The 14878-nt window shown below is 41.5% G+C and carries 13 protein-coding genes; 2 read left to right on the top strand and 11 right to left on the bottom strand.

Annotated elements, in window-relative coordinates; translation table 11 throughout:
- Together N480_RS24445 and N480_RS24440 are read right to left on the bottom strand one after the other, a co-directional pair.
- The gene (locus N480_RS24445; RefSeq protein WP_063375047.1) at positions 1-435 is read right to left on the bottom strand and encodes a response regulator; all 435 of its coding nucleotides are present in this window, start codon (positions 433-435) and stop codon (positions 1-3) included.
- Positions 422-2404 carry an ATP-binding protein gene (locus tag N480_RS24440; RefSeq protein WP_063375046.1) on the bottom strand — a complete coding sequence of 661 codons (1983 nt, stop codon included), beginning with the start codon at positions 2402-2404 and terminating at the stop codon, positions 422-424. The genes N480_RS24445 and N480_RS24440 overlap by 14 nt, the downstream gene beginning before the upstream one ends.
- Before the next feature lie 168 nt (positions 2405-2572).
- Between N480_RS24440 and N480_RS24435 the strand changes: the two genes are divergently transcribed.
- The gene (locus N480_RS24435; RefSeq protein WP_063375045.1) at positions 2573-4270 is read left to right on the top strand and encodes a GGDEF domain-containing response regulator; all 1698 of its coding nucleotides are present in this window, start codon (positions 2573-2575) and stop codon (positions 4268-4270) included.
- 45 nt (positions 4271-4315) lie between these two features.
- Here N480_RS24435 and N480_RS24430 read toward each other — a convergent pair whose 3' ends face one another.
- The 8 genes from N480_RS24430 to N480_RS24395 all read right to left on the bottom strand — a co-directional run bounded on the left by N480_RS24430 (position 4316) and on the right by N480_RS24395 (position 13361).
- Positions 4316-4651 (bottom strand): zinc ribbon domain-containing protein YjdM, encoded by a 336-nt coding sequence (locus tag N480_RS24430; RefSeq protein ID WP_063375044.1) that lies wholly within the window; start codon positions 4649-4651, stop codon positions 4316-4318.
- Positions 4652-4778: 127 nt separating this feature from the next.
- Positions 4779-5843 carry a lipocalin-like domain-containing protein gene (locus N480_RS24425; RefSeq protein ID WP_063375043.1) on the bottom strand — a complete coding sequence of 355 codons (1065 nt, stop codon included), beginning with the start codon at positions 5841-5843 and terminating at the stop codon, positions 4779-4781.
- A gap of 15 nt (positions 5844-5858) precedes the next feature.
- Positions 5859-8282 carry an ABC transporter permease gene (locus N480_RS24420; RefSeq protein WP_063375042.1) on the bottom strand — a complete coding sequence of 808 codons (2424 nt, stop codon included), beginning with the start codon at positions 8280-8282 and terminating at the stop codon, positions 5859-5861.
- Positions 8275-8931: an ABC transporter ATP-binding protein gene (locus N480_RS24415; RefSeq protein WP_063375041.1), complete on the bottom strand. Its 657-nt coding sequence runs from the start codon at positions 8929-8931 to the stop codon at positions 8275-8277. The genes N480_RS24420 and N480_RS24415 overlap by 8 nt, the downstream gene beginning before the upstream one ends.
- A 176-nt stretch (positions 8932-9107) precedes the next feature.
- Positions 9108-10544, bottom strand: coding sequence for a sensor histidine kinase (locus tag N480_RS24410; RefSeq protein ID WP_155732962.1), 1437 nt, complete (start codon positions 10542-10544; stop codon positions 9108-9110).
- Entirely contained in the window at positions 10544-10999 is a 456-nt protein-coding gene (locus N480_RS24405) for a response regulator (RefSeq protein WP_063375040.1), read from the bottom strand. Before N480_RS24405 ends, N480_RS24410 begins: the two co-directional genes overlap by 1 nt.
- A 3-nt stretch (positions 11000-11002) precedes the next feature.
- Positions 11003-12499, bottom strand: a complete 1497-nt coding sequence (locus N480_RS24400) for a PAS domain-containing sensor histidine kinase (protein WP_063375039.1) — start codon at positions 12497-12499, stop codon at positions 11003-11005.
- 106 nt (positions 12500-12605) lie between these two features.
- Complete coding sequence (locus tag N480_RS24395) at positions 12606-13361, bottom strand: substrate-binding periplasmic protein (protein ID WP_231102316.1); 756 nt, start codon at positions 13359-13361, stop codon at positions 12606-12608.
- Positions 13362-13555: 194 nt separating this feature from the next.
- Here N480_RS24395 and N480_RS24390 point away from each other — a divergent pair, with 194 nt between their 5' ends.
- Complete coding sequence (locus N480_RS24390) at positions 13556-14278, top strand: spermidine synthase (protein WP_063375038.1); 723 nt, start codon at positions 13556-13558, stop codon at positions 14276-14278.
- Here the strand turns inward: N480_RS24390 and N480_RS24385 are convergent.
- Positions 14275-14781, bottom strand: coding sequence for a hypothetical protein (locus tag N480_RS24385; protein WP_063375037.1), 507 nt, complete (start codon positions 14779-14781; stop codon positions 14275-14277). The two genes, N480_RS24390 and N480_RS24385, sit on opposite strands and share 4 nt — an antisense overlap.
- Positions 14782-14878: the final 97 nt, after the last annotated feature.

The following is a 14878-nucleotide window of genomic DNA, read 5'->3' as shown; positions in this document are numbered from 1 at the left end:
CTAGTCACCTTTAGGCAGAATTGCAATTTGAAACCAGTAGTCTTTTAGCTTTTGAATTGCCTCGAATAAGGAGTCGAGTTTTACAGGCTTTTGGATATAGGTATTTGCACCCAGCTCATAACACTCTTCGATGTCTTTTTCATCGTTTGAAGTTGTTAACACCACAACGGGGATATTACACAGGCGCTTATCTTGCTTTATTTTTTTTAACACATGCCTGCCATCTAACCCCGGTAAATTGAGGTCCAGCAATATAATTGCGGGTTTCAAATGTTCATCAGACCACGGTGTTTTTAAATAATCCAAAGCCTCTTGGCCATCTTCGCAACGTTGTAGCGGATTTGATAAATTGCCGTCTCTTTTAAAAGCGCGTAATGTGGCGTAAAAATCATCATCGCTATCTTCAACGATTAGAATAAGTTTACTGTCCTTCATTGTTCTGATTATCGTCCTTTAACGTAAAGTAAAAGCGCGTTCCACTTCCTAGCTCTGACTCATACCATATCCGGCCACCATGCCGTTCAACTATTTTCTGTGCGATGGTCAACCCAGCCCCAGAGCCTTCCCCAAATTTTTTAGGACTATTCAATCGTTTGAATATTTTAAAAACATCATTTCCAAACTGTGAATCAATCCCAATGCCATTATCTTCTACACAATACGCTTTGAGATTTTCATCAAAACGTATGTTGATAACTTTTTTATCCGATAGGTTATATTTATAGCCATTGACAATTAAATTGTATAACAGCTCTTCAATTCTAGTTCGATTTCCGTAAACTGTCGGAAATTCACTTGAAATTGTTACATCCGCGCCGTGTTCTTCTAATGATTCTGACAGTCGACTTTGGGTACTTTTTATAGCAGACACCATGTTAAACCTAGCCATATCGGGCTCTTCTCTGCCAAGCCTCGAGTAGTACATTAAATCAGATATTAAGCGCTCCATTTTTGCGCCCAGATAAACCAATCTATCTAACTTGTATACACCATCACTACCAAGTATCGACTCATAATCCTCTTTTAAAAAGCACGCATGGTTTTGAATTGCACGCAGTGGTTCTTTTAAATCATGCGACGCAATGTAGGCAAAGTTATCTAACTCTTCATTTGATTTTGACAGTTGCTGAATTAACTTCTCTTTTTCCTCAGCGAGCTTCACAGCGACGGACACGTCCTTCACAACGCAGCAAAAAAGCTGCTCTTTGTGTATTTCAAAGGTTGTGATCCCCAAATCCAATGGAAACACATGACCATTTTTGAGCATGCCTGCAACCCTTTGTACTTTGCCAATCTCGACACAGCCCTCCTCCAATTGCTCTTTTCGCCATACACATTGTTCATAATCACTTCTAAATGGCTCTGCAAATAAGGCGCTCAACTTTTGACCAATCAACTTTCCTCTCTGACGGTCAAAAATTTGCTCAGCGGTAGTGTTTACACCACGAATCACCCCTTTGCTGTCTAGGGTGATAATGCCGTCAATGGCATTTTCAAGTGTTGCCTTGTGCTCTGCATCCTTAGCACTAATGATGGACTCTGAAATGAGCGACTTAAGTAGGTAAAATAATGCAATACCCGCCAACAGAGAAATAAGCACGCCATTAAACAGCGCAATGTAGTGGATGTTAGAGTTTTCACTTCCCTCTTTTATTTTTCTGGGCCATACGGCAATGTCCCATTTCACATCATATAGCGAAAATGAGTGGGTGTGCCCCGTTTTGTCATCATAAGTGAGTTCAGCTTCTTTTTTGCTGTACATCACCTCGTTGCCCGAAAGAATTTCAATATTGTGGTCTTCAATAAACTTGTGCGGTAGTAGGCTGTCTACCAGCAAAGAAACATCAAATACGCCAAGAATGAATCCTTCAAATTCACTTCCAACAAAAATTGGAAAATAGGCTAAAAACCCCTTCCCGCCTTGTACTAGCTGTACGGGTTTAGATAAGGTGTAGGTTTTTAAATCTCTCGCCAAGTCTAATGCCTGTTTACGATTAGCTTCAAAAGTCAGGTTCAAATCAACCGCGGACTCATTGCCTTCGAGTGGTACAACCCATTTAACGATATAGTCCTTGTTCACCCATTCAACAGCCCTTAACCCCGCATGGTCATTGACATAGTCTTGCGCATCTAACTGCCACTCTGAAAAGGGCGGGCCTTGGCGTGCTATCCAACGATTTCTCATTCTTTCAAGGGCGTTGATGATTGCGGGCATGGAGCTAGCAAAATGGTGCTCAATAAGCTCTGATTTAGCAATCGAAGTGCGTTTTATTAATGAGTTATGTTGTTCAATTGAAAGCGACCAGATACGGACAGAAACCATAACACTGATTAGCACACCAGATAAAACCACCGCCACGGCTATTTTCAGGCGCTGTGATGAGATTCCAATATTATTTATCAACTAATTATCCTTAGTTAGCAATATAAACACGAGCACGCTCATACAAAGTTAGTAACAAATTGCCCAATTGGCTAGCTCATTGCACTAGCTTGAACTAGTCTTTTCGTATCAGATTGCTGTATTCGCCCGCATGGTTTGGGCGTATTTTAGGAATAAGGAGCAACAGCAATGAATATTTTACTGGTTGACGATCAGAAAATAGACCGTGAACTCGTCAAAGAAGCACTAAATTGCTCTTTGCAAAAGTTTGACCTCAAGGAAGTCAACTGTGCTGAAGATGGTTTAAGCGCAATTCAAGCAGCCCAATATGACGTCATTTTGTTAGATTATCAGATGCCTAGACAAAATGGTCTGCAAGTACTGGTCGAGCTGAAGTCACAAAAAATGTGTGAATGTTCCGCCATCATTATGCTCACAAACAATAGAGATGAAGAGTTACTGGTCAATTGCATTAATGCGGGTGCACAGGATTTATTGCTCAAAGATGAAGTGACTTCCACTCAGCTCCTGAGATGTATCAAACAGTCACAAAAAAGAATTGAACTCGAAAACAAACTCTCCAAAAGCTATCAGCAAGTCAAACAACTGGCAGAGCGAGACCCTCTCACTGGTTTATTCAATCGTAGTTATTTTGAAACCGCCTTAAATTCATTGTTAGTAAACATGCGCAGTTTAGAAGGTTATGTCGTCGTGATGCTGCTTGATATCGATGGCTTTAAGATGATCAATGACAGTCTTGGACATTCTGCTGGAGATGCTGTTTTACAGGAGCTTGCCAATAGAGTGCGGTATTCATTTCGTGAAAGCCCATTATTTGCCCGTCTTGGTGGTGACGAGTTCGCTTTTATGTTTTCGGGCGTGCGGGATGCTGATGCTGCACTGTCGATTGCTGAGCGAGTACTATCAAGTTTTGAAGAGCCCTTTGTTTTCTCCAAACATGAGATCCACAGTACAGCGAGTATTGGTATTACACTCAGTGCATCAAAAACAACGACTGAAGATCTGCTCAAGCAAGCTGACATAGCCATGTACAAAGCAAAAAATGGCGGAAAAAATCAAGTTTGCTTTTACGATGAGCTGCTAGAGCAAGAGTTTTTTAAGTTATTTCAAATTGAAAGTGAACTTAGAGAGGCCATAAAAACCCAGAATTTTGAGGTGTACTATCAACCTATCCTCTACAGTAAAAATGACGCAGTAAAATCTCTCGAAGCACTTGTCAGACTGCCTGTAAAAGCCTCAGGAGCCAGCCCTGCTGAATATATCCATACATCCGAGAAGACAAGACTCATTGAGGCTTTTGGTCGGCTTATTATTCAAAAAGCGCTCAGCCAATATGCAGATCTATGCCATAGCAAGATCTACAATCAAGTCGAATTGGCCATTAACTTATCGCCGCTACAAATCCATGACTTAAACTTGCCCACTTTTTTACAACAGCAAGCTAAACACTACAATATAGACCTAACAAAAGTCACCATTGAAGTAACAGAAACGGCATTGCTTGAAAACAGCGAGTCGACAATGGATACCCTCAAATCCATTAAATCTAAAGGCTGTAAAATTGCACTTGATGATTTTGGCACTGGCTTTTCTTCAATATCCCACCTTTTAAATTACCCTATCGACATCGTAAAGTTTGACAAAAGCTTGATAGAAAGAACATTACAAGATGAGAAAGCCAAATTGATGTTGGTCGGTTTGGTAGATATGCTTCGTAGTTTGTCTATCGAAACGGTTGCAGAAGGCGTTGAATATGAAGCCCATGCAACTCTTTGTAAGCAGGCTAATGTTGCTTGTCTACAGGGGTATTACTTTTCAAAACCCTTGTCATTTTCTGAAATTAAGGCAAACCTCAAGAAAATATAGAAAGAGTGAAGCGAGCGAGTTCACTCTTCTAAATGATTAATCTGCTTATGCTTTTTTAACAAACTTTGCAGTAACCATCATTTCACCAACACCATCTACTTTGCAGTCTAGTTCATGGTCTTTTTTGTCTAGAACGCGTCGTACAAGTGCTTTTGTACCAATTTTAATTACTTGTGAACTACCTTTAATTTTCAAGTCTTTTACTACGGTGACTTTATCACCATCGACTAACAAAGTGCCATTTGCATCTTTTACTTGTGGCGTGTCGTCTTCTTCTACTGCTGACGGATCCCATTCGTAGGCACACTCAGGGCAGATCAATTGATTTTGATCTTGATACACGTATTCAGAGCTACATTTAGGGCAAGGAGGACAAGACATACTTTACTGCCTATATAAGTTTCTTTGTCGCGCATAATAATGCTTAAATACAACATGCGCGAGCAGAAATCGCTATTTTATGAGACTTTTCTGTTTTAGAAACACGCTATGCGCTTTTTGGTCTCATTTAATACCCCACCAATTCACCATACCCTGTTGCATTAAACCCACCGCTGCTTTTCACTCTTCCTTCCCAATAAGGAATACTGAGTTTGTTGCGTGAGTCTGGGTTAATGCTTTGAATATCAATCGGTGCAAGCCCAGCCACTTGCAAACGCCACTTTTGCGGATAAACCTTGCCGTCTAGTTTGTGCGATTGAAGCACTTCAAGTGACACTTGGTCACTGCTATAAGCGATACTGTCGCCCTGAGCATTAATGGCTGTTGCACTACAATATTCATAACTTTGATCTGCGCCACGAATACAAAAAGCCATTAGTCCGCCTTCATCGGTATCTGTTGCTTGTAAACTAAACCAGTCCCACCCCGCTTGATTCGGATCTATAAACGCAGAAGACCACTCGCGATCGAGCCAAGCCCGGCCCGTCACTTTAAAGTTCTGCCCTGCAAACTCAACTCGGCCGGAGGCTTCAAGAAACGGGTAGCTGTAATACATTGAAGCATGACCATCGTGGGTTTTCTGGCTGTAACCATTGTCACCGTGAAGCACCCGAGGGCTATTGTCGAGCGTCAGATTGACACCATAACCAGATGCACTGGCTTGCAGGTTAAGTGGTAAGTACATTTCACCCTCACTCGATAAATGCCAATCTTGTATTTGAGCGATAAACGGAGACGCGTTAACCATGACAGATCCCGACCGCCCTGACTTTTCAAATGCCTCATGCCTGTCTTCAGTTTGCAGTGCAAAGTGTGCAAAGTAAAACTGCCCATCCCACCACACACTGTTGTTGTCACCGGAAAGATGCGGTGTACTCACCCGAAATAGTGTCCACTGAACACCAAATTGTTGCTTCGACTCACTTTCAAGGTTGGCAGTTATGTACCACCATTCAAGCCCTTGCTCAGGGTGGATACCATGATCTTCGGGAAACACTAATTTGGTGCCGGGTTGAACGGCTTCACCAATATGCTGAGAAAAAGAAAACTGTGACGCAGTAGCTGGTTTTTGTTCACTGCATCCTGTCAGCAAAGTGCAAATCATAATTAGGTAAATTGCGTGACGAAACATATAACCTCTTGGCTTCTACAAGCTTGCAACACTATCAGCAACATTGCGTCGGATTAATTTAATGAGTGGTAAAGCACTGGCTATCAAAGCCAGAAAAAGTACCACCAAACAAAAACCTAAAATATCTGGCCAGCTTAAAACGAGTGCCATACTCCAACCAAATGCAATTGGCATCACATAAGTCAGTAATACCCAGCCAAGCAGAATGCCCAGTGGTATTGCGAGTAATGTGGTGACCGCTAAAATCACACACGCTTGTAGCATCTTACTCCAAAACAACTGAGTTCTTGTTACACCAAGCGTTTGTAATACGGCCATAGGCTGCAATTGCTGACGACCCAAAGTTAAGAAGCTGACCCAAATACCAAACAGCGCGATCATCATAATGAATAAGTTAAGCGCATGCGTTACTTTAAAAGTATTTTCAAACAATTGTTTTGCGAACGCTTTGAAAGTTTTATTGACACTAACCTGACTCGTTTCAAGGCCATAAGTGTCTTTGAGCTGTTGTGCTACAGCATCGATGTCTTGGTGTTGTTTCAAGGTTAAAGAATAACCGAACGCCTCATAAGCAAACTTTGCATTTTCTATCTGCGAGGTTGTGACTAAAAGTGTGGCGCTTTGCTCCCCGTAGTCATAATAAATACTGCTTACTTGACAACTCATTGATTTAGCACCTTGTTGTAACTCAATGATGTCACCAACCTCGATACCATAAATTCGCCACCCAGGTTCGTTAACCATACAACGCGCCAACTTCCCGCTTGTCTCAGGCCCAATGTGCACGGCACTGACAGGCAGTTGGCCAAGCAAAGTAATGTGACTGTGGTATTTTGCACTTTGACCAAAGCTCACCAGCTTGACAGGTAAACGCTCAGCGTTTTGCATAAGCTCTGTTTGTGCCTGCCAATATACACCTACTTTTTCAAATTTGTCAGATCTTGTCAGCTCATTTTCCATGCGTTCTGATGCGACAGATGGTCGAATATATAAGTCTGCACTGAGGCGCTTTTGTAAGTGACTGTCCAACGCAGTACTAAAGCTGTTAACCATCACCTGCATGCCAATGGCGGCGCCCATTGCCATAAGTGTTGCCAAGACGGCACTAAGCAGCTCATTAATCTGATTTTTGCTGTCTTCTTTCATCCATAAAAGCAATGGAGACCGAGTAGGCCACAGGTAACTGAAAACCCCTTTAAGTATGCTTGGCGTAATAATAAAAAAGACAACCAATACACAAGCACATAACATCAATGCCGTAAATTTATTATCAGCATTGAGCCACAGCGCTATTGCGCCAGCGATGCTTACTCCAAGCAGGCCGCCAAGCGCTCTTTTTTGGAATTTTGGTGCTATCGTTTTTTGCGAAACTAAAAAACACACCAGAACCAGCGTATTTAAAGCAAAACCGAGCAGCACCATAGAATAATCAAAACCAACGACTAGGCCTCTATCTAGCTGATAAAAACTACGTAAAACTCGCCCAACATCAGTGACTAAAAGGTTAGCAAGAGACACGCCTAGTAGTGTCCCTAAGTAAGCAGAAATAAAGCCCAAGCATAATAATTCGATCACAACCGCTTGCGTGAGTCTGCGTTGTTGGCAGCCAAGCACATACAACTGCTGCTGTAGCTTTTTTCGCGCAACAACCGCCAACTTAATCGCATTAAAGCTTAAAAAGGCACCTACGATGTAACCTAAAAATGCTAACGCTTGAAGATTGAAGAAAAACGGCCCTGACAGCGTATCAAACGCTTGGTCGTTGGCACTCTCCAAACGTGCCTTTTGCGCTAACATAGCAGTCAGGGATTTTGCGTTTACATCATCTAATTCAATGACTTCTACAAAGCTCAGCTCACCGTTTGCACGTAATAGCTTGTCCGCTAAGCTGATATCCATAAGCGCTTGATGTCCCAACCCTGCCATCGGGCTAACTTGATATTCAGTGCCATTAATTTTCACCACTTGTTGCGCTGCTTTTTCTCCCAATCGCGCAATCACCTTTGGATCTAAAAACAGCGTATCAAATAAACGCCCCCTACTGGGTTGGCTTTGATTTAACTGATCTGACCTGCCATTACCGAACTTTACCCACTTAAGTAAATCAACGCCTCGAATACTTAACCAACGCCGATCTTCAAGCTGAACGCGCCCTTCAAGAACTGGCTCCAAGTTTAAGTTTGGTTGTCGAGAAAGGAGTTGCCAGAGCTCGTGGGCGATTCGCTCTTCACCCAATTGCGGCTTAATAAAATGAGTAACGGGGTTTTCAAGTAACGCGCTGCTATTGCTGTAACGTTTTGAGGCTTCTAAATTTAGTCCATAAATTGCACTGATAAGCGCACTGCCTAAACTAAAACCTATCATGAATAGCAACAGTAACCCTTTGTGCCGCAGATAGAACTGACCATAAGAATAAAAAATAAGTCGCAGTTCAGTCATACAGCTTTCCATTTTTCAGGCGAAGTTGCGTCTGAAATTGTTTAGCCAGCCTTTGACTGTGAGTTACCATCACAAGATTTATGTTACTTTCACTACACAACGTTTGGAGTAAATCCACCACTTCTTGGCTGCGTTCACTATCCAGATTACCTGTAGGCTCGTCCGCTAGAATAACTTTAGGCTGATTTATAATTGCTCTTGCTATACCAACCCGCTGTTGCTCACCACCACTTAGCTGGCTGGGTAAAACGTCTAATTTGTCATTGATGCCGAGCCGTGAAGCCAAAGAATTTAATTGGGCCCGTTCAACCTTAAAGCCGTTTAACCTAGCTTGAAAACTTATATTGTCAGCCACTGTCAGGGCTTCAAGCAGTTGATAGTGCTGAAATATCACGCCAATTGTTCGGCGATAAAGAGCAAGCTGGTTGTCATTAAAGTGAGAAATCCGCTTGTCGTTTACTGTAATTTCACCTTGGGTAGGCACCAGTAAGCCAGCTAATAAATTGAGCAACGTTGTTTTGCCGGAGCCGCTGTCTCCTACGAGTGCGACTTGCTGCCCATCATCGATAGTAATAGATAAGTCATCGATAATACGCCTTTGGGTTGAGCCGTCAGTCCTAGAAAATGTCACCTGATTTAGCTGGATCATTACTATCTCTGTAATTGCATCGAGTGGTTAGTTTGCACTAAATAGCAACAAATGATCCAGTTCTAAGGCTATGAAAATTACAACAAAATGTGTTTTTACAGAGGTAAACTCACACGCAGTTACCTGAAACAGCCTAGCAGTCTCCTAGCATGGTCGTACCCAATAAAGTCCAACCCTTAGGTTTTTCTGTTGCTAGCAGGCCAAAATACATCAAATCTTGCGCCGTTTTGATGTGTTGTATTGAGTTCGATAGACCCTTCGTAATATTCCAGCACTTTTTTAGCGAGTGCCAAGCCCATTCCACTGCCTTCTATCACATCTCTTGATTGCAATGTTTGAAACATTTCAAATATTTTCTTGCTGTATGTAATAGGAATGCCCGGCCCGTCATCAATAAATGAGATTTGATGGCCCTTTTGGTTCGCTTCAATCCAGATGGTTATCTCACCATGGCCTTTATGGTGATGTTTAATAGCATTGCCAATTAAATTCATAGCTACGATTTGAAACGCTACACGCGGTAGTTTTAATCTAGGCCCAACAATTTTAATCGTAAATTTATCTGACTGCTCAATCACAGATAAAACTGAATCTACGACCACATCCAAATAGCCCCATTCTTCATCCTCAAGACATTTTTGGACCCTGGAATATGCCAACAAGTCATCTAGCAATGTCGCCATGCGAATACTGCGATTTTTTATTAAGTTAAAGTTTTCCTTGGCCCCCTCAGGAAAGGCATCAAAATAGTCTTCCTCTATCCAGCTAACTAGGTTCTTGATGGCATTGAGCGGCGACTTTAAATCATGTGAAGCGCTATAAGCAAACCGCTCCAAGTCTTGATTAGACTTAGTTAGCTTTTTGATAAGATCCTCTCGTTCAGTCACATCTGTTGCAATACCCAGAATGTAATCCTGAGCATGTTCATCCGTGAATTTCTTTTTTTGCGTAAATAATATCCGTGAATCACCGTTTGGAAATTGAATTCTCTCAACAGTCTCGCTATAACCGCAAGCGAATGCTTCTCTGTCTTTTTCTAAAAATTCTTTGGCTTCATCGGGGTCATAGTCCTCAATCGTAGTTGAACCAATCACTTTATCTCTATATGGCTCTGGGTATAACGACAAAAATGTTTGATTCGCTCGTACAATTCTAAATTGCGTATCTTTAACAAATAGGTAGTTGGGGACACTTTCTATCACCAGGTCTAAAAACTCAGCATCAAATAGTGAGTGTTGACCACCATCAATGTCCGCAGCTTGCGAGCATACTGTGTTCAAATTTTTGGCCAAAACATCGTGCGCATCTGGGCGGTTTAAATCAATTGTCGAGAGCTCACCACAAGCTTGTCTATCAGGCCTGTATTTTTCCGTACCAAAGGCAATATAAATATTTGATGTAATGGTTAAAAGCGCTTCGATGGCCTCAGCTTTAAACAGCGTATTATTTATGAATACAAAATCTGCACTGATGTGTTCAGCCTTTTTCAGGCCGTCGGCCATAGATGACGATAAATATAGCTTTTGCTTGTCACCGCAGTCTTTCATAGCGTGTATAAACAGCTCAATACATTCAACGCTATCAGAGATAAATAATATGTTAGATTTCACCACTAGTCGTATCCATCTGTTGTAGGTAATAACGCTACATCAAACCAAAAGTCTTTCAGCTTTTTAAACGCAATCGCTAAGTCATCAAATTCAACCGGTTTTTGGATATATGCAGAAGCACCAAGCGCATAACAAGATTCTACATCTTGCGGGTCGCTGGACGTGGTTAATACCACTATCGGAATGGAGCACATTTTGGGATCTGCTTTTAATTCTCGTACCAATTGTCTGCCATCTATCCCAGGCATATTCAAATCAACGAGCGCCAATACCGGCCTTTTTAAATGCTCATGTGTTTTATATTTGCCAATTTTGTATAAGAAGTCCTTTGCATCCTGACCTGATTGACACCACTGAATTGGATTCATGAAATGGCTTTTTCTTAAACTCCGTAAAATCGCTTCAAAGTCGTCCGGATTATCATCTACCAACAAGAGCAGACCTAAGTCTTTATCCATCTGTTAGTCTCCTAGCTTCAGTGTAAAGTTAAAGCAGCTACCTCGGCCGAGTTCCGATTCAACCCAAATCTGCCCATTATGGCGTTCAATAATTTTTTTCACAAAAGTGAGGCCAACCCCCGTGCCACGCACAGAGTCATCCTCTTCATTCAAGCGTTTAAATATTCTAAAGATGTCCTCAAAAAAGCGGCTGTCTATGCCCTGACCGTTATCTTTCACGTAAAAAACACGAGTTTCTAAGGTATTATTTATGGGCTCGATACAAGACTTAACCCCGATTTCAATTTCTTTTGTGGCAGACTTATTGTATTTGACAGCATTCGAAATGAGGTTGCGAAACAATTCTGAGACTTTAGGCTGATCGCAGGTGACATGGGGTAAAGATTTAGGAATCGATAGGTTCACACACTGTGCTGTTTCTTCAGGCAGTGTAAGTTCAATTACGTTATCGATAAGCGCATTCAAGTCAACATTTTCAACGGCGAGATCCTGACGCCCAAGCCTAGAATAGTAGAGTAAACTATCTACGAGTTTTTCCATTCGCGTACACAAAAACCGGATCCTTTGAATTCTCCGGACCCCCTCTTCCCCTATCGAATCTCCATGATCTTCTTCCAAAAACAAAGCATTGTTAGCAAGCCCTCTGAGCGGCTCTTTTAAATCATGGGATGCAATATAAGCAAACTGATCTAACTCCGAGTTACTGACCTGCAACTTTCTTATATAGGAATCAATTGCGGCTTCAGCCGCTTTACGCTCTGATATATCACGCACGGTGCCAACAAACATGGTTTTGCCTTGCACCACCATTTTGTTTACGCCCAACTCCATTGGGAATAAATAGCCATTGTGTCGTCTACCTGTTATCTCCCGGCCGATCCCAATCACTTTATTTACGCCCGTATTATGGTAGTTGGATAGATACGAGTCATGTTCTGATTGATAGGGTTCAGGCATCAACATCTTTACATTTCGTCCTATCACCTCACTGGCTCGATAGCCAAAAATGGCCTCGGCCGCAGCGTTAAAACTGTGGATCACGCCTTTCATATCAATCGTAATAAGGCCATCGAGCACCGTATCCATGATGGTTTCAATGTGTTCAATGTATGACTTGATAGATTGGTCTGCTTCTTTTCTCTCGGTGATGTCTCTAACTGTGCCAAGGTATGCAACTTCATTGTTGCTAGTAAGCGCACTAACCGAGAGCTCAACAGGAAAAACACTACCGCTTTTATGCACAACTAAAACCTCTAGGCTTGAGGCTGGCGTATCTTCATTTGAGGATGAAAGGCTTTGCAGATATTTAAAATAGAGCGGTCGGTATTCAGACGACATTAAAGATGTGATGTTGACGCCTATGGCTTCTTGCTTTGAATAACCAAAAATATTTGCGGCTGAGCGATTAAAGCTAATAATTTCGCCACTTTCATTGGTCATGATGAATCCGTCTTTGACACCGTCCATCACGGTTTGCAGCTGCAAGTCACCGATTTCCATCTTGCGTTATAAGTTTCCTAACACCTAGCTCTGATTAAAAAGTGTAGTCAATGGAATTGTGTACTGCTGAATATTAGAAAAAAATAAGTTTCTACTCGTTGCTTAACTAGTTTGGCATGCGCCATTTCTGAATTATTTTTTGATATTGGCCTGACGATTTCAACTGTTCAAGTGCTGTACTAATTTTACTTGCAATATCATCGGGAAAGCTTTGATTTGCAGCTAAATGCAGCTGCGATGGAAAGTCCTGTAGCGTCAATTTATATTCAAGCCTATCCGGATCTAGTCCAAGCTTATCCAACTCTCGCTGAATCGTTTGGGTATTAGTCAAGATAAGATCGGTACGCCCTTTGTATAGGAGTTGCCAAAGGCTGGCGTAGTGAGAGACAAGCACAAGATCATGATCTTCCGAAAAACCTGCTTGGCGTAAATACTCTTCGCTATAATACCCACGAATTGTACTGATACGATATTGTTTTGCATGGTTAAGATCTGTCAGATTCAATTTATTCTCTTTTAGTCCAATCAATGAGGCTGAGATCTGACACATAGATCCTAAGAACTTATACCCTCGTTCTCTAGATGGGGTTTTTAACCAAGCTAGCATTACCACATTGTTTTTCGTCTGCAGCTCATGGTGTGCTCTGGCCATTGGTAAAATCTCAATTTGAGCTTTTAAGCCACTTTGCACCTGCAACGCTTTCGCAATCTCAACCAAACCACCATCAGGCTTTCCCGCATCATTAATAAAATGATACGGAGGAAGATCCTCTGCTATAAAGCGGATGATTTGTGCTTGCACAGACGCACTTGAAATTAACATCACCAAAGGCAACAGACTTTTTAAAAGACGATACTTCATTACTTATTTCACACACTCAATTACACCGAGTGTGACGATTATTGCATAAAAGATCAACAGCACAGTTACCTACTTTAGTTTTAATGAACACACTAACCACTAGTAGCATATCACTACATAAAACACATAGTTATTACAAAACAATAAATTAACTACTAGAATATACCCTGTCTTTTCAGTGTTCCGAAATTAGTATGTCAAAAGCAACAGAACAAAATAACAATTTAACGTGCCTTGCACAGGTAAATGATGAAAATAGGCTTTTCGAAGTGTATGAAAATGAGGATTTAAGATGGCTTAGTATTGACGGATGCGTACAAACGGCGATGTCACTAGAGCGCCCCGATGCTTTGATGTTTCCACATATGCTATTTATGGTGTTGCCACTCAACGTCATGCACCATGTCAGTCGCGCTTTGGAGCTTGGACTAGGAGGGGGAGGCATACTAAGGCATCTATCTACCCACTTCCCAAAAATTCAAATAGAAGTCGTCGAATATGAAAGCACAGTAATTGAGTTATACCAGCGACATTTTAACCCGCAACAACAAAACCACACAATACATTGCATGGACGCTCGCCAATTCATGTCCAATCTTGATTCGCAGCCTTTCGATTTGATTTTTGTAGATGTATTTGACTCAGAGCAACCCGTTCCCTTAATGTTTGAGCCAGATTTTTATCAAGATTTAAAAAAACATGCGGACAACACCGGATGGATAGTGCTAAACACCGTGCTCACTTCTCAATCACACCTTGAAAAATTACATAAAATACTAAGCGAAACCTTTTTAGGAGCCACTATTTATGGATATAAAGCCGAGCAATTTGCCAACTTTGTTTGGTTGATAAGCCTAGATAACACTCGCTTGGATCCTATTTGGCGCGCCCAAGCTTTATTTGAACTCAAGCTTTAAAGCTGATGGCAATGCTTTTCCATCACCGCGATTTTGTATGTTGCTTTTAGCATCACACCCACAGCGACAACATTCAAAATGATGCTAAACCAAGCTTCAAATACCAATAGCTCAAGATGGAAATTGCGCAGATAGTTGGCAAGTTGATCTACAATCTCAATGGAAATCCCTATTACGATGAGCATAAAGCCATAGTATTCAGATGTTTCATTGAGCTGTTTATGTTCAACTAAGCGTGTATCTTGCTTGCTATCAAAAGCGCGCTTCGACAAAATTTTTCTGCCATCCATTACCGCGCCAAACCCAATCAATAAAATGGTGATGGTTGACTCATTATCGATCACATTTTGATATCCGTGCTCATCCATATGACCAAATAAAAAACGCAGATCTTCAACTGTTATATTGGTGACGAGTAAACAAATAAGGATAAGTGGAAAAAGCAAAAACCATCGGTTCAATACAACCATGTAGATTAGCTGGCTCGTTTTAGATTTTGGCATGTCACGCTCTTTAGGCGGTTAATAACTCATTCAGGCGGAAGATCTTAGCTATTTATAACTGATTGACAAGTTAAACCGCTTTGATTCAGCACAAAGT

The sequence above is a fragment of the Pseudoalteromonas luteoviolacea S2607 genome, from assembly GCF_001625575.1.
GTDB classification, from domain to species: domain Bacteria; phylum Pseudomonadota; class Gammaproteobacteria; order Enterobacterales; family Alteromonadaceae; genus Pseudoalteromonas; species Pseudoalteromonas luteoviolacea_E.
Note: the sequence above shows the minus strand (reverse complement) of the source record. Positions and strands in the feature narration are given on the sequence as shown.